The organism is Streptomyces mayteni (genome assembly GCF_054783955.1).
The window spans coordinates 20,469-40,002 of sequence record NZ_BAAGPR010000074.1 but is presented as its reverse complement, the minus strand read 5'-3'; the positions used below and the strand labels follow the sequence as shown (position 1 = coordinate 40,002).

Annotated in this window: 18 protein-coding genes, 2 pseudogenes and 1 riboswitch; of the genes and pseudogenes, 8 read left to right on the top strand and 12 right to left on the bottom strand. The window is 72.9% G+C overall.

The features are described from left to right. Positions 1 to 241 precede the first annotated feature (241 nt). Both mnmA and ACYVPE_RS27205 read right to left on the bottom strand, forming a co-directional pair. Positions 242 to 1,384: a tRNA 2-thiouridine(34) synthase MnmA gene (gene mnmA / locus ACYVPE_RS27210; RefSeq protein WP_461036361.1), complete on the bottom strand. Its 1,143-nt coding sequence runs from the start codon at positions 1,382 to 1,384 to the stop codon at positions 242 to 244. A 27-nt stretch (positions 1,385 to 1,411) separates the two neighbouring features. Then, positions 1,412 to 2,581, bottom strand: coding sequence for a cysteine desulfurase family protein (locus tag ACYVPE_RS27205; protein WP_461036360.1), 1,170 nt, complete (start codon positions 2,579 to 2,581; stop codon positions 1,412 to 1,414). A gap of 134 nt (positions 2,582 to 2,715) precedes the next feature. On the opposite strand from ACYVPE_RS27205, the gene ACYVPE_RS27200 reads away from it, so the two are divergent. Beyond that, positions 2,716 to 3,369, top strand: coding sequence for an N-acetylmuramoyl-L-alanine amidase (locus ACYVPE_RS27200; RefSeq protein ID WP_461036359.1), 654 nt, complete (start codon positions 2,716 to 2,718; stop codon positions 3,367 to 3,369). Here ACYVPE_RS27200 and ACYVPE_RS27195 read toward each other — a convergent pair. The 4 genes and pseudogenes from ACYVPE_RS27195 to ACYVPE_RS27180 form a co-directional block, all read right to left on the bottom strand. Beyond that, complete coding sequence (locus tag ACYVPE_RS27195; protein WP_243745134.1) at positions 3,362 to 3,538, bottom strand: hypothetical protein; 177 nt, start codon at positions 3,536 to 3,538, stop codon at positions 3,362 to 3,364. The genes ACYVPE_RS27200 and ACYVPE_RS27195 overlap by 8 nt on opposite strands. 38 nt (positions 3,539 to 3,576) lie before the next feature. After that, a complete protein-coding gene (locus tag ACYVPE_RS27190) occupies positions 3,577 to 4,194 on the bottom strand; it encodes a hypothetical protein (RefSeq protein ID WP_461036358.1) in 618 nt (205 codons plus the stop codon). Then, complete coding sequence (locus ACYVPE_RS27185; protein ID WP_461036363.1) at positions 4,191 to 4,799, bottom strand: RNA polymerase sigma factor; 609 nt, start codon at positions 4,797 to 4,799, stop codon at positions 4,191 to 4,193. The genes ACYVPE_RS27190 and ACYVPE_RS27185 overlap by 4 nt, the downstream gene beginning before the upstream one ends. 545 nt (positions 4,800 to 5,344) lie before the next feature. Continuing rightward, a pseudogene (locus ACYVPE_RS27180) lies at positions 5,345 to 5,983 on the bottom strand (N-acetylmuramoyl-L-alanine amidase); the annotation flags it as partial. A 316-nt stretch (positions 5,984 to 6,299) separates the two neighbouring features. On the opposite strand from ACYVPE_RS27180, the gene ACYVPE_RS27175 reads away from it, so the two are divergent. Further along, positions 6,300 to 7,223 (top strand): endonuclease/exonuclease/phosphatase family protein, encoded by a 924-nt coding sequence (locus ACYVPE_RS27175; RefSeq protein ID WP_461036357.1) that lies wholly within the window; start codon positions 6,300 to 6,302, stop codon positions 7,221 to 7,223. A 79-nt stretch (positions 7,224 to 7,302) separates the two neighbouring features. On the opposite strand, the gene ACYVPE_RS27170 is transcribed toward ACYVPE_RS27175, so the two are convergent. Both ACYVPE_RS27170 and ACYVPE_RS27165 read right to left on the bottom strand, forming a co-directional pair. Then, complete coding sequence (locus ACYVPE_RS27170) at positions 7,303 to 7,539, bottom strand: chaplin (RefSeq protein WP_461036356.1); 237 nt, start codon at positions 7,537 to 7,539, stop codon at positions 7,303 to 7,305. Positions 7,540 to 7,680: 141 nt separating this feature from the next. Further along, positions 7,681 to 8,220 carry a flavoprotein gene (locus ACYVPE_RS27165; RefSeq protein ID WP_461036355.1) on the bottom strand — a complete coding sequence of 180 codons (540 nt, stop codon included), beginning with the start codon at positions 8,218 to 8,220 and terminating at the stop codon, positions 7,681 to 7,683. 125 nt (positions 8,221 to 8,345) lie between these two features. On the opposite strand from ACYVPE_RS27165, the gene ACYVPE_RS27160 reads away from it, so the two are divergent. From ACYVPE_RS27160 to ACYVPE_RS27150, 3 genes are all read left to right on the top strand, one after another. Further along, positions 8,346 to 9,536 (top strand): helix-turn-helix domain-containing protein, encoded by a 1,191-nt coding sequence (locus tag ACYVPE_RS27160; protein ID WP_461036354.1) that lies wholly within the window; start codon positions 8,346 to 8,348, stop codon positions 9,534 to 9,536. Between the two features lie 164 nt (positions 9,537 to 9,700). Next, positions 9,701 to 9,901 (top strand): hypothetical protein, encoded by a 201-nt coding sequence (locus ACYVPE_RS27155; protein WP_461036353.1) that lies wholly within the window; start codon positions 9,701 to 9,703, stop codon positions 9,899 to 9,901. A 268-nt stretch (positions 9,902 to 10,169) separates the two neighbouring features. Then, complete coding sequence (locus tag ACYVPE_RS27150; RefSeq protein WP_461036352.1) at positions 10,170 to 11,225, top strand: MDR family NADP-dependent oxidoreductase; 1,056 nt, start codon at positions 10,170 to 10,172, stop codon at positions 11,223 to 11,225. Between the two features lie 78 nt (positions 11,226 to 11,303). On the opposite strand, the gene ACYVPE_RS27145 is transcribed toward ACYVPE_RS27150, so the two are convergent. The 3 genes from ACYVPE_RS27145 to ACYVPE_RS27135 form a co-directional block, all read right to left on the bottom strand. Next, positions 11,304 to 11,777 (bottom strand): Dps family protein, encoded by a 474-nt coding sequence (locus tag ACYVPE_RS27145; protein WP_461036351.1) that lies wholly within the window; start codon positions 11,775 to 11,777, stop codon positions 11,304 to 11,306. A gap of 99 nt (positions 11,778 to 11,876) precedes the next feature. Then, on the bottom strand, positions 11,877 to 12,647 hold the full coding sequence (locus ACYVPE_RS27140) for an enhanced serine sensitivity protein SseB C-terminal domain-containing protein (protein ID WP_461036350.1): 771 nt from the start codon (positions 12,645 to 12,647) through the stop codon (positions 11,877 to 11,879). 136 nt (positions 12,648 to 12,783) lie between these two features. Then, on the bottom strand, positions 12,784 to 13,551 hold the full coding sequence (locus tag ACYVPE_RS27135; RefSeq protein ID WP_461036349.1) for an enhanced serine sensitivity protein SseB: 768 nt from the start codon (positions 13,549 to 13,551) through the stop codon (positions 12,784 to 12,786). Positions 13,552 to 13,701: 150 nt separating this feature from the next. Next, a riboswitch (glycine riboswitch) is annotated at positions 13,702 to 13,794 on the top strand. Positions 13,795 to 13,973: 179 nt separating this feature from the next. On the opposite strand from ACYVPE_RS27135, the gene gcvT reads away from it, so the two are divergent. The 3 genes from gcvT to ACYVPE_RS27120 all read left to right on the top strand — a co-directional run bounded on the left by gcvT (position 13,974) and on the right by ACYVPE_RS27120 (position 16,998). Next, positions 13,974 to 15,119 (top strand): glycine cleavage system aminomethyltransferase GcvT, encoded by a 1,146-nt coding sequence (gene gcvT / locus ACYVPE_RS27130; RefSeq protein WP_461036348.1) that lies wholly within the window; start codon positions 13,974 to 13,976, stop codon positions 15,117 to 15,119. A gap of 87 nt (positions 15,120 to 15,206) precedes the next feature. Further along, positions 15,207 to 15,593: a glycine cleavage system protein GcvH gene (gene gcvH, locus ACYVPE_RS27125; RefSeq protein WP_461036347.1), complete on the top strand. Its 387-nt coding sequence runs from the start codon at positions 15,207 to 15,209 to the stop codon at positions 15,591 to 15,593. A 22-nt stretch (positions 15,594 to 15,615) separates the two neighbouring features. After that, the gene (locus tag ACYVPE_RS27120; protein WP_461036346.1) at positions 15,616 to 16,998 is read left to right on the top strand and encodes an L-serine ammonia-lyase; all 1,383 of its coding nucleotides are present in this window, start codon (positions 15,616 to 15,618) and stop codon (positions 16,996 to 16,998) included. An 874-nt stretch (positions 16,999 to 17,872) separates the two neighbouring features. On the opposite strand, the pseudogene ACYVPE_RS27115 reads toward ACYVPE_RS27120, so the two are convergent. After that, positions 17,873 to 18,626, bottom strand: a pseudogene (locus ACYVPE_RS27115) (transposase). Positions 18,627 to 19,534: the final 908 nt, after the last annotated feature.

The following is a 19,534-nucleotide window of genomic DNA, read 5'->3' as shown; positions in this document are numbered from 1 at the left end:
CGGGTGGGTGGGCGCGGCACGGCCCACAGGCCGGCACGGCCCACAGGCCGGCACGGCCCACAGGCCGGCACGGCCCACAGGCCGGCACGGCCCACAGGGGCCCAACAAGGCGGCTCCGCCGCCGTTGAGGCCCCGGCGGGCCGCCGCCCGCGCGCAGCGCGCACCACCCCGCGCGCAGCGCGCCCGCGGCGCGGCAGCGGAACGGAAAGGGCGGGTGGGTGGGGGGAGAACCCCCACCACCTCACGCCGGCGCCGAGGCCGTCGCCCGTTCCGTCGTGGCGATCGTCGCCGAGCCCACGACCCGTGGGCCGTCGTAGAGGACGACGGCCTGGCCGGGCGCCACGCCCCGTACCGCCGCCGCGAAGCGGACGAGGAGCGTGTCGTCGTCGCGCAGCTCGGCCGCCACCGGCGTCTCGCCGCCGTGGGCGCGGAGCTGGGCGGTGTAGTGGCCGGGGCCGGCCGGCGGGGTGCCGCACCAGCGGGGGTTGATGGCGGTCAGCGCGACGACGTCGAGGGATTCGACCGGGCCGACCGTGACCCGGTTGTCGACCGGTGAGATGTCCAGCACGTACCGCGGCCGCCCGTCAGGCGCCGGGTGGCCGATCCGCAGGCCGCGCCGCTGGCCCACCGTGAAGCCGTGCGCGCCCTGGTGGGTGCCGACCTTCTGTCCCGACTCGTCGACGATGTCGCCCTCGGCCGCGCCGAGGCGGCTGGCCAGGAAGCCCTGGGTGTCGCCGTCCGCGATGAAGCAGATGTCGTGGCTGTCGGGCTTGCGGGCCACCGCGAGACCGCGGCGCTCCGCCTCGGCGCGGATCTCGGCCTTGGTCGCCCTGGTGTCGCCGAGTGGGAACATCGCGTGCGCCAGCTGCCGCTCGTCGAGGACGCCGAGCACGTAGCTCTGGTCCTTGGACAGGTCGGCTGAGCGGTGCAGCTCCCGGCCGCCGTCCGCTGTGGGCACGACGCTCGCGTAGTGGCCGGTGCACACCGCGTCGAAGCCGAGCGCCAGCGCCTTGTCGAGCAGCGCGGCGAACTTGATCTTCTCGTTGCAGCGCAGGCACGGGTTGGGGGTGCGGCCGGCCCGGTACTCGGCGACGAAGTCCTCGACCACGTCCTCGCGGAAGCGTTCCGCCAGGTCCCAGACGTAGAACGGGATGCCGATGACGTCGGCGGCCCGGCGGGCGTCGCGGGAGTCCTCGACGGTGCAGCAGCCGCGGGCGCCGGTGCGGAAGGACTGGGGGTTGGCGGAGAGCGCGAGGTGGACGCCGGTCACATCGTGGCCGGCCTCGACCGCGCGGGCCGCTGCGACGGCCGAGTCGACGCCGCCGGACATGGCGGCCAGTACCCGCATCCGCTCAGGACGTGTGTCAGGACGTGTGTCAGTCATAACGTCATCCAGGGTACGGCCCATGGCTCAGCTGAGCCCGGCGGTTCCGGCGCGGGCGACGGCCGGGCCGATGGCCCTGGCCACCGCGGCCACGTCGTCGGCGGTCGTGGTGTGGCCGAGGCTGAACCGCAGGGTGCCGCGGGCGAGTTCGGGGTCGGCGCCGATGGCGAGCAGCACGTGGCTCGGCTGGGCGACGCCGGCGGTGCAGGCGGAGCCGGTGGAGCACTCGATGCCCTGGGCGTCGAGGAGCAGCAGCAGGGAGTCGCCCTCGCAGCCGGGGAAGGCGAAGTGCGCGTTCGCGGGAAGCCGGCCCGCCGGGTCCGGGTCGCCGCCGAGGATCGCGTCGGGCACGGCGGTGGTGACGGCGTCGATCAGCCGGTCCCGCAGCGCGCCGACCTCGTGGGCGAAGGACTCGCGGCGCTCGGCGGCCAGCTCGGCCGCCGCCGCGAAGCCGGCGATGGCGGGCACGTCGAGCGTGCCGGAGCGGACCTCCCGCTCCTGGCCGCCGCCGTGCAGCACGGGCGTGGGCGTCCAGTCGCGGCCGAGCAGCAGGGCACCGACGCCGTAGGGGCCGCCGATCTTGTGGCCTGAGACGGTGAGCGCGGCGAGGCCGGAGGCGCCGAAGTCGATCGGGAGCTGGCCGACGGCCTGCACCGCGTCCGCGTGCATCGGAATTCCGAACTCCTGGGCGATCGCGGCCAGTTCGTGGATAGGCTGAACCGTGCCGATCTCGTTGTTGGCCCACATGACCGTGATCAACGCCACATCGTCCGGGTCGCGTTCCACCGCGGCGCGCAGCGCCTCGGGGTGCACCCGGCCGACGGCGTCGACCGGCAGCCAGTCGATCCTGGCGCCCTCGTGGTCGGCGAGCCATTCGACGACGTCCAGCACGGCGTGGTGCTCGACGCGGCTGACCAGGATCCGGTCGCGGCGCGGGGCGGCGGCCCGGCGGGCCCAGTACAGGCCCTTGACGGCCAGGTTGTCGGCCTCGGTGCCGCCGGAGGTGAAGACGACCTCGCTCGGCCGGGCGCCGAGCGCGGCGGCCAGCGCCTCCCGCCCCTCCTCGACCGAGCGCCTGGCGAGCCGCCCGGAGCCGTGGAGCGCCGACGCGTTGCCGGTGTGGGCGAGTTGGGCGGTCATCGCCGCGATCGCCTCGGGCAACATGGGAGTGGTGGCGGCATGGTCGAAGTAGGGCATGGTGCCACCGATTCTACGAGCCGGGTGGAACCGGCCGGAGGCCACGCGCGTTCTCGGCTCCGGAGCGGGTGCCAAGCAGGTGCGAAGCGGGTGTGGGGCGGGTGTGGGGGCGGAGCGGGCTGGAGAGGGCTTGAATGAGTGAGCAAGGGAACATCACCCGCGGTGACCTGCGCCGGCGCGCGCTGCTGCTGGGCGGCACGGCCGGTGCGGTCGGCCTCGCCGGGTACGCCGCGCGGGACGGGCTGAGCCAGTGGTGGTGGCGGTACTCGGGGTCCGAGACGCCCCGCGAGGAGGGTGAGGTCGATCACCCGGGCGCGGAGTGGGTGCCGGCGTCCTCGGCGAACTACCGGCGGGCCAGCCGCCCGCGCGACTACGCCATAGACCGGGTGGTGGTCCACATGCCGGAGGCCACCTACGACATCACGCTGCGGGTCTTCCAGGATCCGGGCCACCAGGCGGCGGCGCACTACGTGGTGCGCTCCCAGGACGGTCATGTGGCGCAGATGGTCCGGGAGTTGGATGTCGCCTTCCAGGCCGGGAACCGGAGCTTCAACGAGCGCAGCATCGGCATCGAGCACGAGGGCTGGGTCGACGAGCCCGACTATCTGACGGACGTGCTGTACGAGTCGTCCGCGCGGCTGGTGGCCGGGATCTGCCAGCGGTACGGGATCCCGGTGGACCGGGAGCACATCGTGGGCCACAACGAGGTTCCCGATGTGGTGCGGACGTGCCCCGGCCCACACTGGGACTGGGACCGCTACATCGAGCTGGTGCGGGGCGTCAGCTGAGCTGGCCGAGCCGGCTCAGCTCGGCCGCGCAGCGCTCCGCGTCCTCCCGCCGCTCGAACAGGGCGGCCCTCAGGTGGGAGGTGTCGGGGTCGGGGACGTGGGCGAGGTGGCCCTCGTCCGAGACGACGTACCAGCCGCGGTTCGCACTGTGCCGTGCCTCGTAGCGCATGCGCGCCACGCTACCGGCCGCCGTCCCGGCGTTCGGGGCTATTCGCAGGAGCCGCTGAAGAAGCCCAGGGAGTGCTGGTCGCCGTCGCTGTCGTGGATCACGGTGTCGCCCGGGCTCATGAGGAAGCCCACCTCCGAGGCGCTCACCTCCTGACCGCTCGGCTGGACGAGCGACGGCCACTCCAGCCCGTCGCCGATGACGAAGAAGCCGCTGGTGACGACGGTTACCTCCGGCGGGGTGTCGTCGTCTGCCTCCGACGGGGCGTCGTCGTCCTCTTCCGTCGGGAAGGACACGTCCTCGGGGGGGAACGTTTCGTCCCCGCAGTGCAGCGCCCGCTCCGGCTCCTCGATGACGGTCACGCCGGCGGCCCGCAGGTCGGCCAGCAGCTCGTCGTACTTGTCGAAGCCGTAGGTGGTGATGTCGACCAGCACCCTGCCGTCGTCCTGCCGCTCCACCGCGTAGGCCGGCGTGGCGCCGCCGCCCGGCAGGAGCAGGAAGGACGCGGCGGCGATCCCGGCGGTGGCCACGCCGAGGCCGGCGCGGACGGGCGTCAGCACCCGGCGGCGGCGCGGCGCGGCCGGCGCCTCGGTGGCCGCGGCGAGTCGGACCTCGTGGGTGAGCTCGGCCAGCAGGCGGTCCTCGAAGGTGTTGTTCACAGCGCGCTCCTGAGAGACGTGACGGGCCTGGTGGGCGGTTCCGGGGTGTCGACGGTCCCGGCCGCCTGGTCGAGCGCGGCGCGCAGCCGGCCTCGGGCGCGGTGGAGGCGGACCCGGGCCGCGGTGGGGCGGATGCCGAGGGCGCGGGCGGCCTCGGGGACGGAGAGCTGGTCGGCGACGACGAGTTCGAGCAGCGCCCGCTCGCCCTCGGGGAGTTCCGCGAGGGCGGCGATCAGCCGGCGGCCCTCGTTCTCGGCGACCAGCTTCTCCTCGAGCCGCGCGATGTCGTCGGGCTCCAGCAGCCGGCGGCCGGCGATCCGGCCGCTGAGCACCTGCTCGCGGGCGGTGCGGCGGTACTCGGCCGAGACGATGTTGCGGGCGACGCCGTAGAGCCAACCGCGCTCGCTGCCGAGCGCCGGCCGGTAGGTGTGTCCTGAGTCGATCACGGCCAGGAAGACCTCGGCGGTGAGGTCGGCGACCGTGTGGGGGTCGTCCACCCGGCGCGCGAGGAACCGCGTGACGGCGTCGACGTGTTCCCGGTAGAACTCCTCGAAGAGTTCCGGGTCCCGGGCGGCCGCGGCCGGCCCGCCGCGGCTTCTGGTTATGTTCACGTACGCGTCTCCCGTCCTCGTGCCGATGGTTACACCACTACTTGGCACGGGGACGGGAGAGCGTTACACGACGGGGCCCTCCGGGGTCAGGTGGGCCAGGACAGGGCCTCGACGCGGGCGGCCTCGACCGTCACGTCGGCGTCGCCGGACTGCTTGACCTCCAGGCGCAGCCGGCCCTTCTGGGTGCTGGAGATGTGCCCGGTCCAGGTGTAGGTGAAGTGGCCGTCGCCGCCGTCGTGCACCGGGGAGTTGATCGGCAGCGTGCTGCCGCGCTGGAAGGTGCCGTCGCTCTGCTCGCGGTACTCGGCGAGCCGGATCTGGAACTCCTGTCCCCGCTTCAGGCCCTTGACGATCACCCCCGCCGAGAGCGTGTAGTAGACCGACCCGAACAGGACGCTGGCCTGCGGCTCCGGCTCCTGCCACTTCCCGCCCTGGTACACGCGGTTGAAGTGCAGCGTCGTCCAGGTGTCCGGCTTGATGGTGCGGACGTAGGCGTCAGTCCTGTACAGGATCCGGTTGGGCACTATGTCCCCCTCCTCGTCTTCCTGGTTGTCCGGGTTCCAGTTCGCCGCGTGCCGCAGGCGTTCGGCCACTCGGGACCTGACGCCGCCCATGGTGATGCCGGGGCCGCGCGGGTCGATCTTGCCCGGCTGCCACTCGAGGTGGCCGATCACCGAGGTGTCGCCGTCCTTGCCCCAGCCGTGCGTCCGGCACAGGGCCGCCGAGGCGCGCACGATCGCCTCGACCTGGGCGGCCGGCCACGGGTCCTTGTTGTCGCCCAGGTTGACGCACTCGAATCCGTAGAAGTGCGGGTTGCCGTCGGTGTCGGCCTCGTTGTCGGCTGGCAGGCCGCGTTCGGCGATGACGGCGGCCAGCACGTCGCCGTCACCGCGGCCGGCGTGGTTGGCGCGGCCGTGACCCACCAGGTGGACGGTGCCGTCCTTGGCGATCACGCCGTGGCACAGCGGCCCCGGCAGGTCGGACCGGCCGTTGTAGCACAGGGCCACCGAGGAGTCGGTGCCCGAGGTGACCGTGTGATGGATCATCACCCCGTGCACCGGACCCCAGGGGCCCGCGCTGTTGCGGTTGTGCGTCCGCCATGACTTGTACTCGACGACCTTGACGCCCTCGTCCCGCAGCGCCTTCAGCAGTCGGTCGGCGGACAGCGGAGTGGCCATGGTTAACCCCCCGATCGGATAAGCGGTTGCGAACCCCGGCTGGTGGGCTCGCGGACACTTATGACATCTACGTCCGGAGTCAGGCCCACCGCAAGACGGCACGCGGCCGCCGCGACCGGCCTGGTCCCCTTAACTTCCGGGAACTTACGTGGAGTTGATGCCCAGGGCCATCGCGCGGGAAAACTTGTACTGGCTCGACAAAACGCGACGGGAACCCGCGCACCTCCCCACGTTCGGCTGGCGTTCGACACGAGGACGCGTCCGGGGACGACAGTTCCTCGTCGGACGCTGACTTCCCACCACGAGGAGGACTGACATGGGGATTTCCCGACGAGGGGTGCTCGGCGCGGCCGGGGTCGCGGGTGCCGCCGGCCTGGTCGGCATGGGCGCCACGTCGGCCGCGGCCGACGAGCGCTCGCGCGGGGCGCTGATCGGCGAGGCGACCGGCGACCGGCTGCACGTGATGACGTTCAACATCCGCATGGACGCGAAGGCCGCGCCCGGCACCCCCGACTCCTGGACCGACCGCCGGCCGGTGCTGGCCCGTTTCCTCGACCAGGAGCGGCCCACCCTGCTCGGCGTGCAGGAGGCCCTGTACCACCAGGTCAAGCAGGTGCGGGACGACCTCCCGGGACACTACGACTGGATCGGTCTGGGCCGTGAGGGCGGTGGCCGGGGCGAGTTCATGTCGATCTACTTCGACGCCCGCCGCGTCGAGCCGCTGGACTACGACCACTTCTGGCTCTCCGACACCCCGTCCGTGATCGGCTCGACGAGCTGGGGCAACAACGTGGTGCGGATGGTCACCTGGGTGCGGTTCCTCGACCGGCGCACCGACCGCGAGTTCGTCCACGTCAACACCCACTTCGACCACCAGTCGGAGAACGCGCGGCAGCGGAGCGCCGGCCTGGTCCGCGACCGGATCGGCGGCTTCGACCCGGCGCTCCCGGTGCTGCTGACCGGCGACTTCAACACCCCGGCCGGCACCTCCGAGTCCTACCGGATCCTCACCCAGGAGGCCGGGCTGACCGACACCTGGGGTGCCGCCGAGCGCCGGCTGACCCCGGCCTGGGGCACCTTCCCCAACTACCGCGACCCGGTGGAGGGCGGCAACCGCATCGACTGGGTGCTCGCCAACGACGGCGTCGGCGTGCTGCGCGCGGCGATCAACACCTACCGTCGCGACGGCCGTTACCCCTCCGACCACGCGCCGGTGCAGGCGCTGGTCCGGCTGGTCTGAGCCACGGCCCGAGGGCCGGAACGACGTAGCCCCCCGCCGGCCAGTGGCCGGCGGGGGGCTACGGGTGTCCGCGGTCAGCTCACTTGGCGACGCAGACGTTGCCGAACGCCGGGTTCAGGAACGCGACGAGGTTGATGGTGTTGCCGCAGACCTGCAGGTCCAGGTCGATCGGGATCTGGATGTTGTTGCCGGACAGCACGCCCGGGGAGTGGCTGGCGAAGCCGGCCGCGTCGGCGTCGGCGTTGGCGACGCCGGCCGCGCCGAGAACGCTGACGGCTGCCAGGGCGGTGGCGGCGATGGCGCTACGCATGCGCATGTAGGTACTCTCCTGCTTCCTGATCGGACATCGGGAATCGACGGAACGTCACTGCCGATCAGACCGCCCGCCACCCCGGAACCCGGCGTATTGGTCCACTCACGGGCGTGGCTCACTGGAACGGCTCACCGGAACGGCGGCTCAGCGCGCCGCGTCCGCGGCCTCGAACACGAGGTGCCACGGGTACTCCTCGGGCCGCCCCTCCCCCGGCGGGTTGGGCACGAAGCCGTCCGGGCCGCCGAGCAGCACCCGGGTGCCGGCGTCCCGCAGCGTCGCGACCGAGCGGTCGAACTGCGGGTGCGAGGCGTAGGCGCTGTTCACGCACGGCATGACGATCAGCGGCCGGCGCTTCCCCAGCGCCTCGCAGGCGTGGGCGGCGACCCATGTCGGGGTCAGGCCGAGGGCGACCGCGTTCACCGTGTTCAGCGTCGCCGGCGCCAGCGCGCTCACGTCCGCCGGCGGCCAGCCGTCGCTCGCGCCCGGCGGTCGGGGCTCGACGCGCACCGGGTGGCCGGTCTCCCTGGCCAGCTCGGGGAGGCGGCCGGCCAGCCAGCCGGCCGCGGTCGGGGTCAGCCCGAGGCAGACGTCCCAGCCCCTGGCCCGCGCCGCGCGTATCGCCAGGTCGACGTAGCGCACCGGGGGCGCGGCGCAGCCGAGCAGGTAGAGAACACGGTTGCTCATGCGAGCAGTTCAGCACACACGACCGACCACGCCCGCGCGGCCTTGCCGCGGGCCGGCCACGGGTAGAGCCGTTCCAGACCCCCACGGGAACCCCCGAGGATCCCCCACCGGAAACGGAGCCACGCATGCCGGACCCCGATCCCGACGACGACAGCACCGGAGCCAGGATCGCCGCGCACCGCAAGCGCGCTGGCCTCACCCAGCGCGGTCTCGCGCTGCGCATCCCCTACTCGTACAGCCTGCTGCGGCACGTGGAGGCCGGCCACAAGAAGGCGTCGCCGCAGCTGACGGCCGCCGTCGCGCGGGCCCTCGGCGTGCCCGTCACCGCCCTGATCGGCCCGGCCGCGCACGCCCTGCGCCCGGACCGGGTGGCGGCCCTGATCGGGCCGATCCGCGAGGCGCTCGACCTCTACGACCTGCCGACCGACGCCTATCTGCCGCAGGCGCCGGCGGCCGAGCTGACGGCCGCCGCCGACGCGCTCTGCCGGGACGTGCGGGCGGCCCGCCTCCAGCTGGCGGCGGCTTCGCTGCCGAGCCTGCTCGTGGACCTCATCGTGGCCTGCCGCGAGCGGCCGACGACCGAGCTGTGGCAGGCCCTGGCGTCGACGTGCCGCAGCGCGCACGACGTGGCCACCAAGCTCGGCTACCAGGACCTCGCGGCGCTGGCGCTCGACCGGATGGGCTGGGCCGCCGAGCGGGCGTCCGACCCGGTGTTCGCCGCGATCCGGCAGTACAAGCGCGCGCTGTCCTACCGGTCGCCGACGGCGCGGCACCACATCGGGCTGAGCATGGTCGCCGACGGGCACCGGATCCTGGGCGCCGCTGACGACGGAACGGAGACGCGGGCGGTCACCGGCCAGCTCCACCTCGCGGCCGCCGTCCTCGCCTCCCGCGCCGGCGACCTGCCGGGGGTGGAGTCGCACCTCGCGCAGGCCCGGGAGATCGCCGAGCGCACGGGCGAGGTGGGGCACGTGCACTGGCTGTCGTTCGGTCCGGCCAACGTGGCCGCCCACGAGACGTTCGCCCGCCTCGAGTTGCGGCAGTTCGACGCGGCGTACGCGGCCGCGCGGTCCGTGCGGGCGCCCCGCGGCTGGGCCACCTCGCGCCGGGCCGCGCACCTGGTCGACCAGGCGCGCGCCGAGTTGGAGACCGGCCGGACGGACGCGGCGCTCGCCTCCCTCTCACTGGCGCGCAAGCTCGCGCCCCAGCAGACCCGTTTCCACCCCCGGGTACGCGAGACGCTGCGCGGCCTGCTCCACATCCGCCGGCGCTCGCCGCAGGCGCTGTCGCGCCTGGCGGCGTGGGCCGGGCTCTGAACGCTACGCGTGTCACCCGGCGGTGACACTTACGGCCTCCCCGCGGCGGCAGGCTGGTGGTGACCCACTGTCGTCGACGCCCTGGGGGGATCTGGTGAACACGCTGACCGCCGTCCGTCGAGGCGCCGGGACCATAGCGGAGGTCGGGTCCGGAGGGCCGCGCCGTGCCTGACCTTCCGCTGCCCGACCTCCCGCTGCCCGACCTCCCGCGCCAGGAGGCGGACGTCACGGTCGTCACCGGCCTCGAGGGCCCGGTGGAGCCGACCGCGCCGGTGACCTGCTCCTACTGTCGCCGCGGCATCGTGGTGAACGACGACCACGCCGCCAACTGCCCCTGGAATCCCGGCAAGGCGGCCGCGAGCTGACCCTCGCGACGGCGCTCCGGTATGACGATTTCACCCACTCGGGTGAGCCGGTGCGTTCGGCGGAATGAATCGCCCGGCTGGCGTAATCATCATCCTGTGGGCGCCGTGGCGGGCGCGACCGCCGTCGCGCTCGCCCACGCGCCCGGCATGACTCGCGACCTGGCGTCGGCCGACCGCCCAGCCGGCCGACGCCCCGCCCCTCCCCGTCGGCCCGCCAGGACGGCGGCGCCTTCGGAGCCGTCTTCGGCATGCCACGAAAGGATCCGTCATGAGAGTCGAGAAGTGGGTGGTGCGCGAGCACGTGCCCGGAGTGCCCGACGTCGAGCGCGTCTACGAGAAGGTCGCCGAGGACGTCGAGGTCCGGCTCGCCCGCGACGAGATGTTCCTCCGCACCCTGTACGTGTCCGTCGACCCCTTCCTCAACGGCCTGACCCAGGTGACGCCGGTGGGCGACAAGGCGCCCGGCCTGTCGATCATGGAGGTCCTCGACGCGGGCCCCGACGCGGCGTTCCGGCCGGGCGACATCGTCGAGGGGTTCGGCGGTTGGGCCACCCACGTGGTGGGCGACGGCCGTGCCTACGTGTGGCAGACCGAGGAGTTCCCCTTCGAGGTCACCCCGTTCCGCCGGCTCGACCCGGCCGACTACGACGCCGCGCTGCCGATGTCGACGGCGCTCGGCGTGATGGGCGTGCCGGGGCTGACGGCCTGGGGCACGATGACCAAGTTCTTCACCGTGCGGCCGGGCGACACCGTCGTGGTGAGCGGCGCGACGGGGCCGATCGGCTCGCTCGTCGGCCAGCTGGCCAAGCTGGCCGGCGCCCGCGTCGTCGGCACCACCGCGACCCCGGCGAAGGCGGAGTACCTCACCGACCTCGGCTTCGACGCCGTCCTCCACTACACGGACGGCCAGGACCTGGGCACGGTGCTCGACGCGCTGCAGAAGGCCGCGCCCAACGGCGTGGACAAGTACTTCGACAACCTCGGCGGCACGTTCACCGACGCCGTGTTCACCATGCTCAACCGCTTCAGCCAGGTGGCCGTCTCCTGGCAGTGGGGCAGCACCGTCGGCGGCGACCGGTTGGGGCCGCGGCTGCTTGAGCACATCATGCGGCCCCGCACCACGATCCGCGGCATCTACGCGCAGGACTGGGTGAACGAGCAGGACCTCAGGGCCCTGCACGACGAGTTGGGCGGCATGATCCGCCGCGGCGAGATCACCTTCCGCGAGACCATCCGCCACGGCTTCGACAACATCCCCCGCGCCTACCAGGGCCTCTACCTGGACCGCGCCACCAACCGCGGCAAGCTGCTCGTCGAACTCTGAGCCGGGTGCCGTCCGGCCGCGAGGCCCCCGGCCACGCCCCGGTCGGGGCCGGTCGGGGGCCGGTCGGAGACCGCGGGGTCAGCCGCCGTTCTCGGCCTGGAACATCCAGCAGTGCTTCTCCAGGTCCTTGGTGATCTGGATGAAGATGTCCTCCGAGACCCGGTCGACCGAGCCGGTCTCGTCCATCCGTTCGCGCATCCGGATGATCACCGCGCTGAGGGCGTCGACCATGGTGCGGACGGCCTGGGTGTCCTGCTGCCAGCCGTCGGCGACCTTGGCGATGCCCGTGTGGGTCGCGACGGTGGTGGCGCGGCCGTCGGGGGAGATACCGAGGGCCGAGGCGCGCTCGGCGACGGTGTCGGAGTGGGAGCGCGCGGTGGACACCACGTCGTCGAGCTGGAAGTGGATCGATCGGAACCGGGGCCCGACGATGTTCCAGTGGGTCTGCTTGGCGATCAGCGACAGGTCGATCAGGTCGACGAGCCCTCCCTGGAGCGCCTCGCCGACGATCTTCGTCGCGGTGTCGGGCAGCGAGCTCTTGATGGCGTGCATGCAGCGTCCCCTTTCAGCACACGTGTCTGAGATGTGACGTCTGTCTCCACCGTAACCCCGGGACCGGGCCCCTCGCCCGATCAGCGCAAGGGGGGCAGGTCAGCCGGGGCGGGGGTAGCCGTAGCCGTGCTGGCGCAGGGCGCCGGGGTCGTGGGCGGCCGGGGCGTCGCGGTCGTAGAAGGGGCGCGCGTTGGCGTGCAGCCACATGGCCACCGGGTCGTAGCCGTCGGCCATGGCGACGGTGCCCACCGGCAGCCCCTCGGGGACGGCGGCGATGGCCTGGCGCATCATCTGCCGGACCGCCTCGGCCGAGCGCTCGTCCGGGGCGTCCACGTCGAGGCCGATCACCAGGTAGGCGGGGCCGACCGCCGGCCGGACCCAGGCCCGGCGGAGGCTGCGGAGCACCCTGGTGCGCTCGGCGAGCGCGACGAGCTGGGCGTAGAAGGCGTCGGCGCCCACGGTCGGCTCGGTGATCCGCAGCGGCCCGGCCGGGAGCCGGTCGAGGCCGCCGGCGATCCGGCGCAGGTCGGGCCAGGGGACGCCGAGCCCGCCGCTCGGCGTGTGGGGGTTGAGCCAGAGGCCCCAGTGGTCGGGGTAGAGCGCGGCGGCGATGTCGCGGCCGCCGACCACCTCGTGCTCCCTGGTCCAGCCGCTGGCCCGCAGCTCGCGCTCGGAGGTGACGCAGGGCGCGTAGCCGTGGCCCGTGACGTCCATGCTGCCGTACTGGGCGTCGGGCTCGCCAGGCCTGCCGTGCCAGAGCAGCATCCACACCTCGCCGGCGGCCAGGGCGGCGAGCAGGCCCTCGTACGCGTCGAGGCGGTCGGGGGCGATCCGGGGCAGCAGTTCCTCGACGCCTTCTCCACCGCTCACCTGGCCCACGCCCTCCCCACGCCGCACGCTCCACGGAGCAACATGCCCAGCCGAGCGGCCCGGGAGCCGCGATCCCGGCCACCTCCCCGGGCCGTGACGTCGCGTCGCGACCCGGTGGCGGAACGTCGTCGGACCGTCAGGCGTCGCGGGTGTAGAACGGCTGCACGCACTCCCTGAGCCAGTCCACCACGGGATCGTCGGCGGCATCAAGGAGCACCAGCTGCACGGGCCAGGCCACCGGGTGGGCGGCGAGCGCGCGGCCGAGGCCGTCGTGGACGGCGACCCGGAGGCCGTCGTCGAGCTGGTCGAGCTCCACGCCGAGGAACAGCGAGGGCGAGCCGCCCTCGGCGCTGGCCAGCCCGCGCCGCGCGGAGCGGACGAAGCCGAGCGCGCTGACCTCGCGGGTGACGGCGGCGAGGAAGTCGACGGGGTCGTCCTGCCAGTCCGGCTGGAAGAGCCGCATCCGGGCGCCGGACGGCACGCCGGGCATCCGCTCGCCCGGGCTGACCCGACACAGCTCGGCGACCACGCCTGACGGCACCGGCACGCCGACCGTGCCGCCCGGATTGACGGCGATGCCGACCCGCGGCGGCAGGCCGCGGGCGAACTCCCAGGCGGGGGCCACGGCGAACGGCAGGTGCGACGCACCGCCGAGGTGCAGCTGCTCGGCCGAGCTGAAGACCGGCACGTACACGGCGCCGTTGAGCTCGATCGTCGGCAGGTCGAGGTTGCGGCTCTCCCGGCCGCCGCCCTCGGGCAGCGGCACCCACAGGGCGCTGCGGGCGAGCACCTTCAACAGCCGGGGGCCCGCGTCGGCCACCCCGAGGGCGGCGGCGAGGGTCTCCTCGAGTTCGTTGCTCGGCCAGCCGCCGCCGTATCCGGGCCCCTGCCTTGCCATGTTCATCGTTTCAGCCCACCATCCACTCAGAGCGCCGAGTGGCACCATAACGGCTGCCAGGCCCGCCCGTTGGGCCGGCGCCCACCGTGGCCGGGCCACCCGCCGCGGTTCGTGCGATGATGTCCGACAGACGAGAACAACCGCATACTGGCCGTTCGACCGCGCGCGGGAGAGTCCCCGGCGTGCCGGGGCGCCGAAGGAGCAAGTCCTCCCTTGAATCTCTCAGGCCCCTGATACCGCGCGCGGAAGGCGAATCTGAAAAGCGGGCACGCTCCCTGCGGGGGCGGGCCCCACCCACGGTGCAAGCCGCCGCCCGGTCCCGGGCGTCCGGCGAACCTCTCAGGTGCAGATGACAGATGGGGAGGGCCACGCGCACGGCCTCGCGCCGTCCGTCAGCCCTTCGCCCCTGGAGCCCCTGGAGCCACGCCATGTCCCAGCCGTCGGACGCCCCCGCGCCGCCGAGCGCCACGCGCACCACCCCGCTCGACGCCGTGCACCGGTCCCTGGGCGCGGTCATGACCGACTTCGCGGGCTGGCGGATGCCGCTGCGCTACGGCAGCGAGCGCGCCGAGCACCAGGCGGTGCGCACCGCCGTCGGCCTCTTCGACCTCTCCCACATGGGCGAGATCGCCGTCGTCGGGCCGGCCGCCGGCGCGCTGCTCGACCACGCGCTGGTCGGCGAGCCGTCCGCGCTCGCGGTCGGCCGGGCCCGCTACACCATGATCTGCGACGAGCGCGGCGGCATCCTCGACGACCTGATCGTCTACCGGCTGGCCGACGACGAGTTCCTGGTGGTGGCCAACGCCGCCAACACGGACCCGGTGCTGACCGCGCTCACCGAGCGGCAGGCCGGCTTCGACGCGGCGGTGCGCGACGACCGCGACCGCTACGCGCTGATCGCCGTCCAGGGCCCGGCCTCCCCCGCCGTCCTCGGCCGGCTCACCGACGCCGACCTGGGCGCGCTGCGCTACTACGCCGGGCTGCCGGGCACGGTCGCCGGCCGGCCGGCGATGATCGCCCGCACCGGCTACACGGGCGAGGACGGCTTCGAGCTGTTCTGCGCCGCCGAGGACGCCGGGGCGCTGTGGGCGGCGCTGACCGAGGCCGGCGAGCCCGAGGGCCTGGTGCCGTGCGGCCTGGCCTGCCGGGACACGCTGCGCCTCGAGGCCGGGATGCCGCTCTACGGCAACGAGCTGACCACGGAAACGACGCCGTTCGACGCCGGCCTCGGCCGGGTGGTCAGGCTCGGCAAGCCAGCCGGCTTCGTCGGCCGGGACGCGCTGGCCGCCGCGGCCGAGCGGGCCGAGGAGCGGCCGCCGCGGGTCCTGGTCGGCCTCGTCGCCACCGGCCGCCGGGTGCCGCGCGCCGGCTACCCGGTGGTGGCCGCCGACGGCACGGTGGTCGGCGCGGTCACCTCGGGCGCCCCTTCGCCGACGCTGGGCCGGCCGATCGCCATGGCCTACGTCGACGCGGCGCACGCCGCGCCGGGCACCGAGGGCGTCGCCGTCGACGTCCGCGGCACCCACGAACGGTGCGAGGTCGTCGCGCTGCCGTTCTACAAGCGTCGGAAGTAGCGTCGGTAGCGTCACAGGCGACGCCCGAGCACCGTCCGAGTCCCCCGACCGTCCGCGTCAAGCGCCACCAACCCGGAGAAGAGCCCGATGAGCGACAACCCCGAGCAGTTCCGCTACAGCGAGGAGCACGAGTGGCTGTCGGCCGCCGAGAACGGCGTGTCGACAGTCGGCATCACCCGGTTCGCGGCCGACGCGCTGGGCGACGTGGTCTTCGTCGACCTGCCAGCCGTGGGCGCCACCGTCACCGCGGGCGGGACCTGTGGCGAGCTGGAGTCCACCAAGTCGGTCAGCGAGCTCTACTCCCCCGTCAGTGGCGAGATCACCGAGATCAACGACGCCGTGGTCGAGGACCCGGCGCTGCTCAACTCGGAACCGTTCGAGGCCGGTTGGCTCTTCCGGGTGCGGGTCGACGAGTCGGCCGAGCCGGTCCGGCTGATGTCGGCCACCGAGTACGACGCCCTCACCAACAGCTGACCGACCCCTGGGTGAACCCACCATGGCCCTCTCCGTCTTCGACCTGTTCTCCGTCGGCATCGGCCCGTCGAGCTCGCACACCGTCGGCCCGATGCGGGCCGCCAGGATGTTCGCGCGGCGGCTGAAGAACGAGGGCCTGCTGGCCCACACGGCCGCCGTGCGGGCCGAGCTCTTCGGCTCGCTCGGCGCCACCGGGCACGGGCACGGCACGCCCAAGGCCGTGCTGCTCGGTCTCGAGGGCCACGCCCCCGACACGGTGGACGTGGACCGCGCGGACGACGAGGTGGCCAGGATCCGGGCCACGAGCCGGCTGCGGCTGCTGGGCGCCGAGATCGGCGACGCGCACGAGGTCCCGTTCGACCCCGAAGCCGACCTGGTGCTGCACCGGCGGCGCGCCCTGCCGTACCACGCCAACGGCATGCGGATCACCGCCGCGGACGCCGCCGGGCACGAACTGCTGGCCAGGACCTACTACTCGGTGGGCGGCGGCTTCGTGGTGGACGAGGAGGCGATCGGCGCGGACCGGATCCGGCTCGACGACACCCGCCTCCCGCACCCCTTCAGGACCGGCGACGAGCTGCTGCGGCTCACCCGCGAGACCGGGTTCTCGGTCTCGGAGTTGATGCTCCGCAACGAGACGGCCTGGCGGAGCGAGGCCGAGGTGCGGGCCGAACTCCTGCGGATCTGGGCCGTGATGCGGGACTGTGTGGCGCGCGGCCTGCGGCAGGAGGGGATACTCCCCGGCGGCCTCAGGGTCCGCCGGCGGGCCGCCACCTCGGCCCGCCGGCTGCGGGCCGAGGGGCCCTCGGCCGACGCCACGCTGGAGTGGGTGACGCTCTACGCGATGGCGGTCAACGAGGAGAACGCGGCCGGCGGCCGCGTCGTCACCGCCCCCACCAACGGCGCGGCCGGCATCATCCCGGCGGTGCTGCGGTACTACCTCGACTTCGTGCCGGGCGCCGACGAGGACGGCGTCGTCCGCTTCCTGCTCGCGGCCGGCGCGGTCGGCATGCTGTTCAAGGAGAACGCCTCCATCTCCGGCGCCGAGGTCGGCTGCCAGGGCGAGGTCGGCTCGGCCTGCTCGATGGCCGCCGCCGCCCTCACGGAGGTGCTCGGCGGCACCCCGGAACAGGTGGAGAACGCGGCCGAGATCGGCATCGAGCACAACCTGGGCCTGACCTGCGACCCGATCGGCGGCCTGGTGCAGATCCCGTGCATCGAACGCAACGGCATGGCCGCGGTCAAGGCGATCACCGCCGCCCGGATGGCGCTGCGCGGCGACGGCCGCCACCACGTCTCCCTCGACAAGGCCATCCGCACCATGAAGCAGACCGGCGCCGACATGTCCGTCAAGTACAAGGAGACGGCGCGGGGCGGGCTCGCGGTCAACGTGGTGGAGTGCTGACCGCACCGGCTCTCACCTGCGGAAACGCGTCTTTCCGTCCTGTCTGGCCCTGCCCTCCCTGCACCATGGAAAGTCCCTGGGAAGTCCCTCGGACAGGAGGGAAAGTCCCTGAAAAGTCCCTGGAAAATTCGTGAGCGGCTCGCCACCGACCAGCGGAGATGAGGCCCTTGGACGGACTGCAGCAGCCGCTCGGGGCCTCGCCCGGCCGGACGGCTCACGTATGGCCATGCTGCGGTCCGTGCGCTGCCGCGTCACCACGAGCCGAGGCTGAGCCACTTCCCTGTTGGAATGCCCGCGCCCACGCAACAACCGCCCCTGGAGTCAAGAGGCTGTAGTCCAACTCGTACCACCTCAACGCGCCTGAACCGCGGCAGAGCGCTTTCCGGGCGCGGTAAGGCCCACAAACTCGCCCACGAGCGCGCTGCGTCGAAGGCCCTGGACGCGGTGAGTGGAAGCCGTCTTGTCCATCCACGACAACAACGAAGTCCGCCCGCCTCGGCCGTGGGCCTGCGTCGTGCGCGCGCTCCGCGCTGACATTGCGCTGATGCGTTCCCCTTGCGTTCCCACAGGCACTTGGGCAGGGAACAGGCACGTCGGGACGAGCCGAGTTTGCCAGAGGAAACGAAAAGGCCCAGGTCAGCGGAGGCGCATATCTGGGCCTTGTATGAGCCACCTGGGGGAACGAACCTCGACCTGCGCATTACGAGGCCAATAGCCCACCTGCGCCAGGGTACTTCCCAAGCCTCTCGAATCCCAAAATCGCTGGTCACGAGCCACCTAGCCGCCCGCCAACTACCGGGTTGTGCACCCCCGTCCACGGGCGTCCGCGCTCCGCCTGCGCTCCCCGCCGTCGTGCCGGCCCTTAGACCGTGTCCTACGTGGTGAGTCGGCGGAGGCGTTTGTAGCAGGTGAGGGCGGCGGCGAGGCCAAGGAAGGCCAGGTAGTTGCGGGAATGGCGTTCATAGCGGGGTGCCAGGCGGCGGTAGCCGGAGAGCCAGGACATCGTGCGTTCGATCACCCACCGATGTCGTCCCAGCCGCTGGCTGGACTCCACTCCCTTACGGGCGATACGGACGGCGATGCGCTTGCCACGAAGCCATCTGCGCAGGTCAGGACGGTCATACGCCTTGTCGGCGTGCACCTTGCCGGGCCGGTAGTGCCGGCCGCGTTCGGGGTCGTGTCTCGATTGGAGACCAGCGAGCAGCGGTTTCAGGCGCTTGCTGTCGTGTTGGAACCGGGCTTACCCCGGTCCACGGGGCTCGGGCCTGTGTGTTCACCCCCTTTTTGGCCCGCACGTGAGCGGAGTCGAGAACCACCCGGGGGAGGTCGAGAAGCCCTCTGCCGGCGAGTTCGTCGAGCACCGACCGGTGCAGGCGACCCCACACCCCAGCCCGAGACCAGATCAGGAACCGGCGGTGCGCGGTGGACTTCGATATCCCGAAACAAGGCGGCAGATGCCGCCAAGCGCACCCACTGGTCAGCACGTAGACGATGGCCGCGAACACCGCCTCATCAGGCGCGTTCTGAGTCCCGCCACCCTGCGGACGCACCCGCGAAGACGGCAGCAACTCCCGTGCGATCTCCCACAAGCCCTCCGGAACAACCCATCCCCACCGCGAACCACCCATGCCCAAGCAACGGCCGACTCACCACGTAGGACACGGTCTAAGCCCCTGGCAACAGCCAGTTGACCAGTCGTGCTGCGACGCCCCATGGAATCCGCCTCGAAGCAGGTCATCGGCTCCCGTGGACGGCCCTTCCAGAGGGCGCTGTTCGACCTGGCGCTTGAGGAGGCGCAGAATGCCGCGCTGGCCCGTTCCTCACCTGGTGCCGTGGTGGAGGCGATGGGGCGGGTGCTGTCGTCCGGGCCGCCCGCTTGGGCCGGCAGTGGAAGACGCTCGTCCTCGTCATCCGGCTCGAAGCTGATGTCGTTGGCCCCACCCCATGTCGAAGATGCCGATCGAGGCCAGCTGGCGCTCGGGATGGTGTGGCGCTGGGTGGTCTCCTCGGCGGAGATGCAGTACCGCGCCGGTGGTTCGCCCCCCCCCCCCGGCTGCCTTGTTGCAGCGGTGGGGGTAGTCGCCGGGGCCGCCAGGTGAAGGGCTCGTTGTCGGTCGTGTGGACCAGCTCCGGGCTGGTGGCGCGCTCGACATCGTGGACCATGGTGTGCTGGGCAAGGATCGCGTAGACCACCTCGTCCACCGGGGCCGGGAGTCCAGTTCGGCGGCGTGTTCGTCCTTCCGGCTGAGCTCCCAGAGGGCCGTCTTCATTGCCACCGCCCGCAGCGCCTCGGCCAAGAGCGCGTCCCTGTCGCGCTCCAGGTCCCACTGACTGATGGTGGGCGCCGGTGAATGTGGCCTCCCTGCCGTCCAGCAGACGACCGTTGGAGCGCCCGTGCCCGGCACGGACGGGGTGGACGTGCCCGCCAAGGTGCAGGCGATACGGAACGTCGGCCTCGGTCTCGGCGCGCTGGCCGCGACCGCCGCGATCCCCCGGAATGCGGTGGGCTCGCTGCCCGTGTCACTCGATCGGCTGC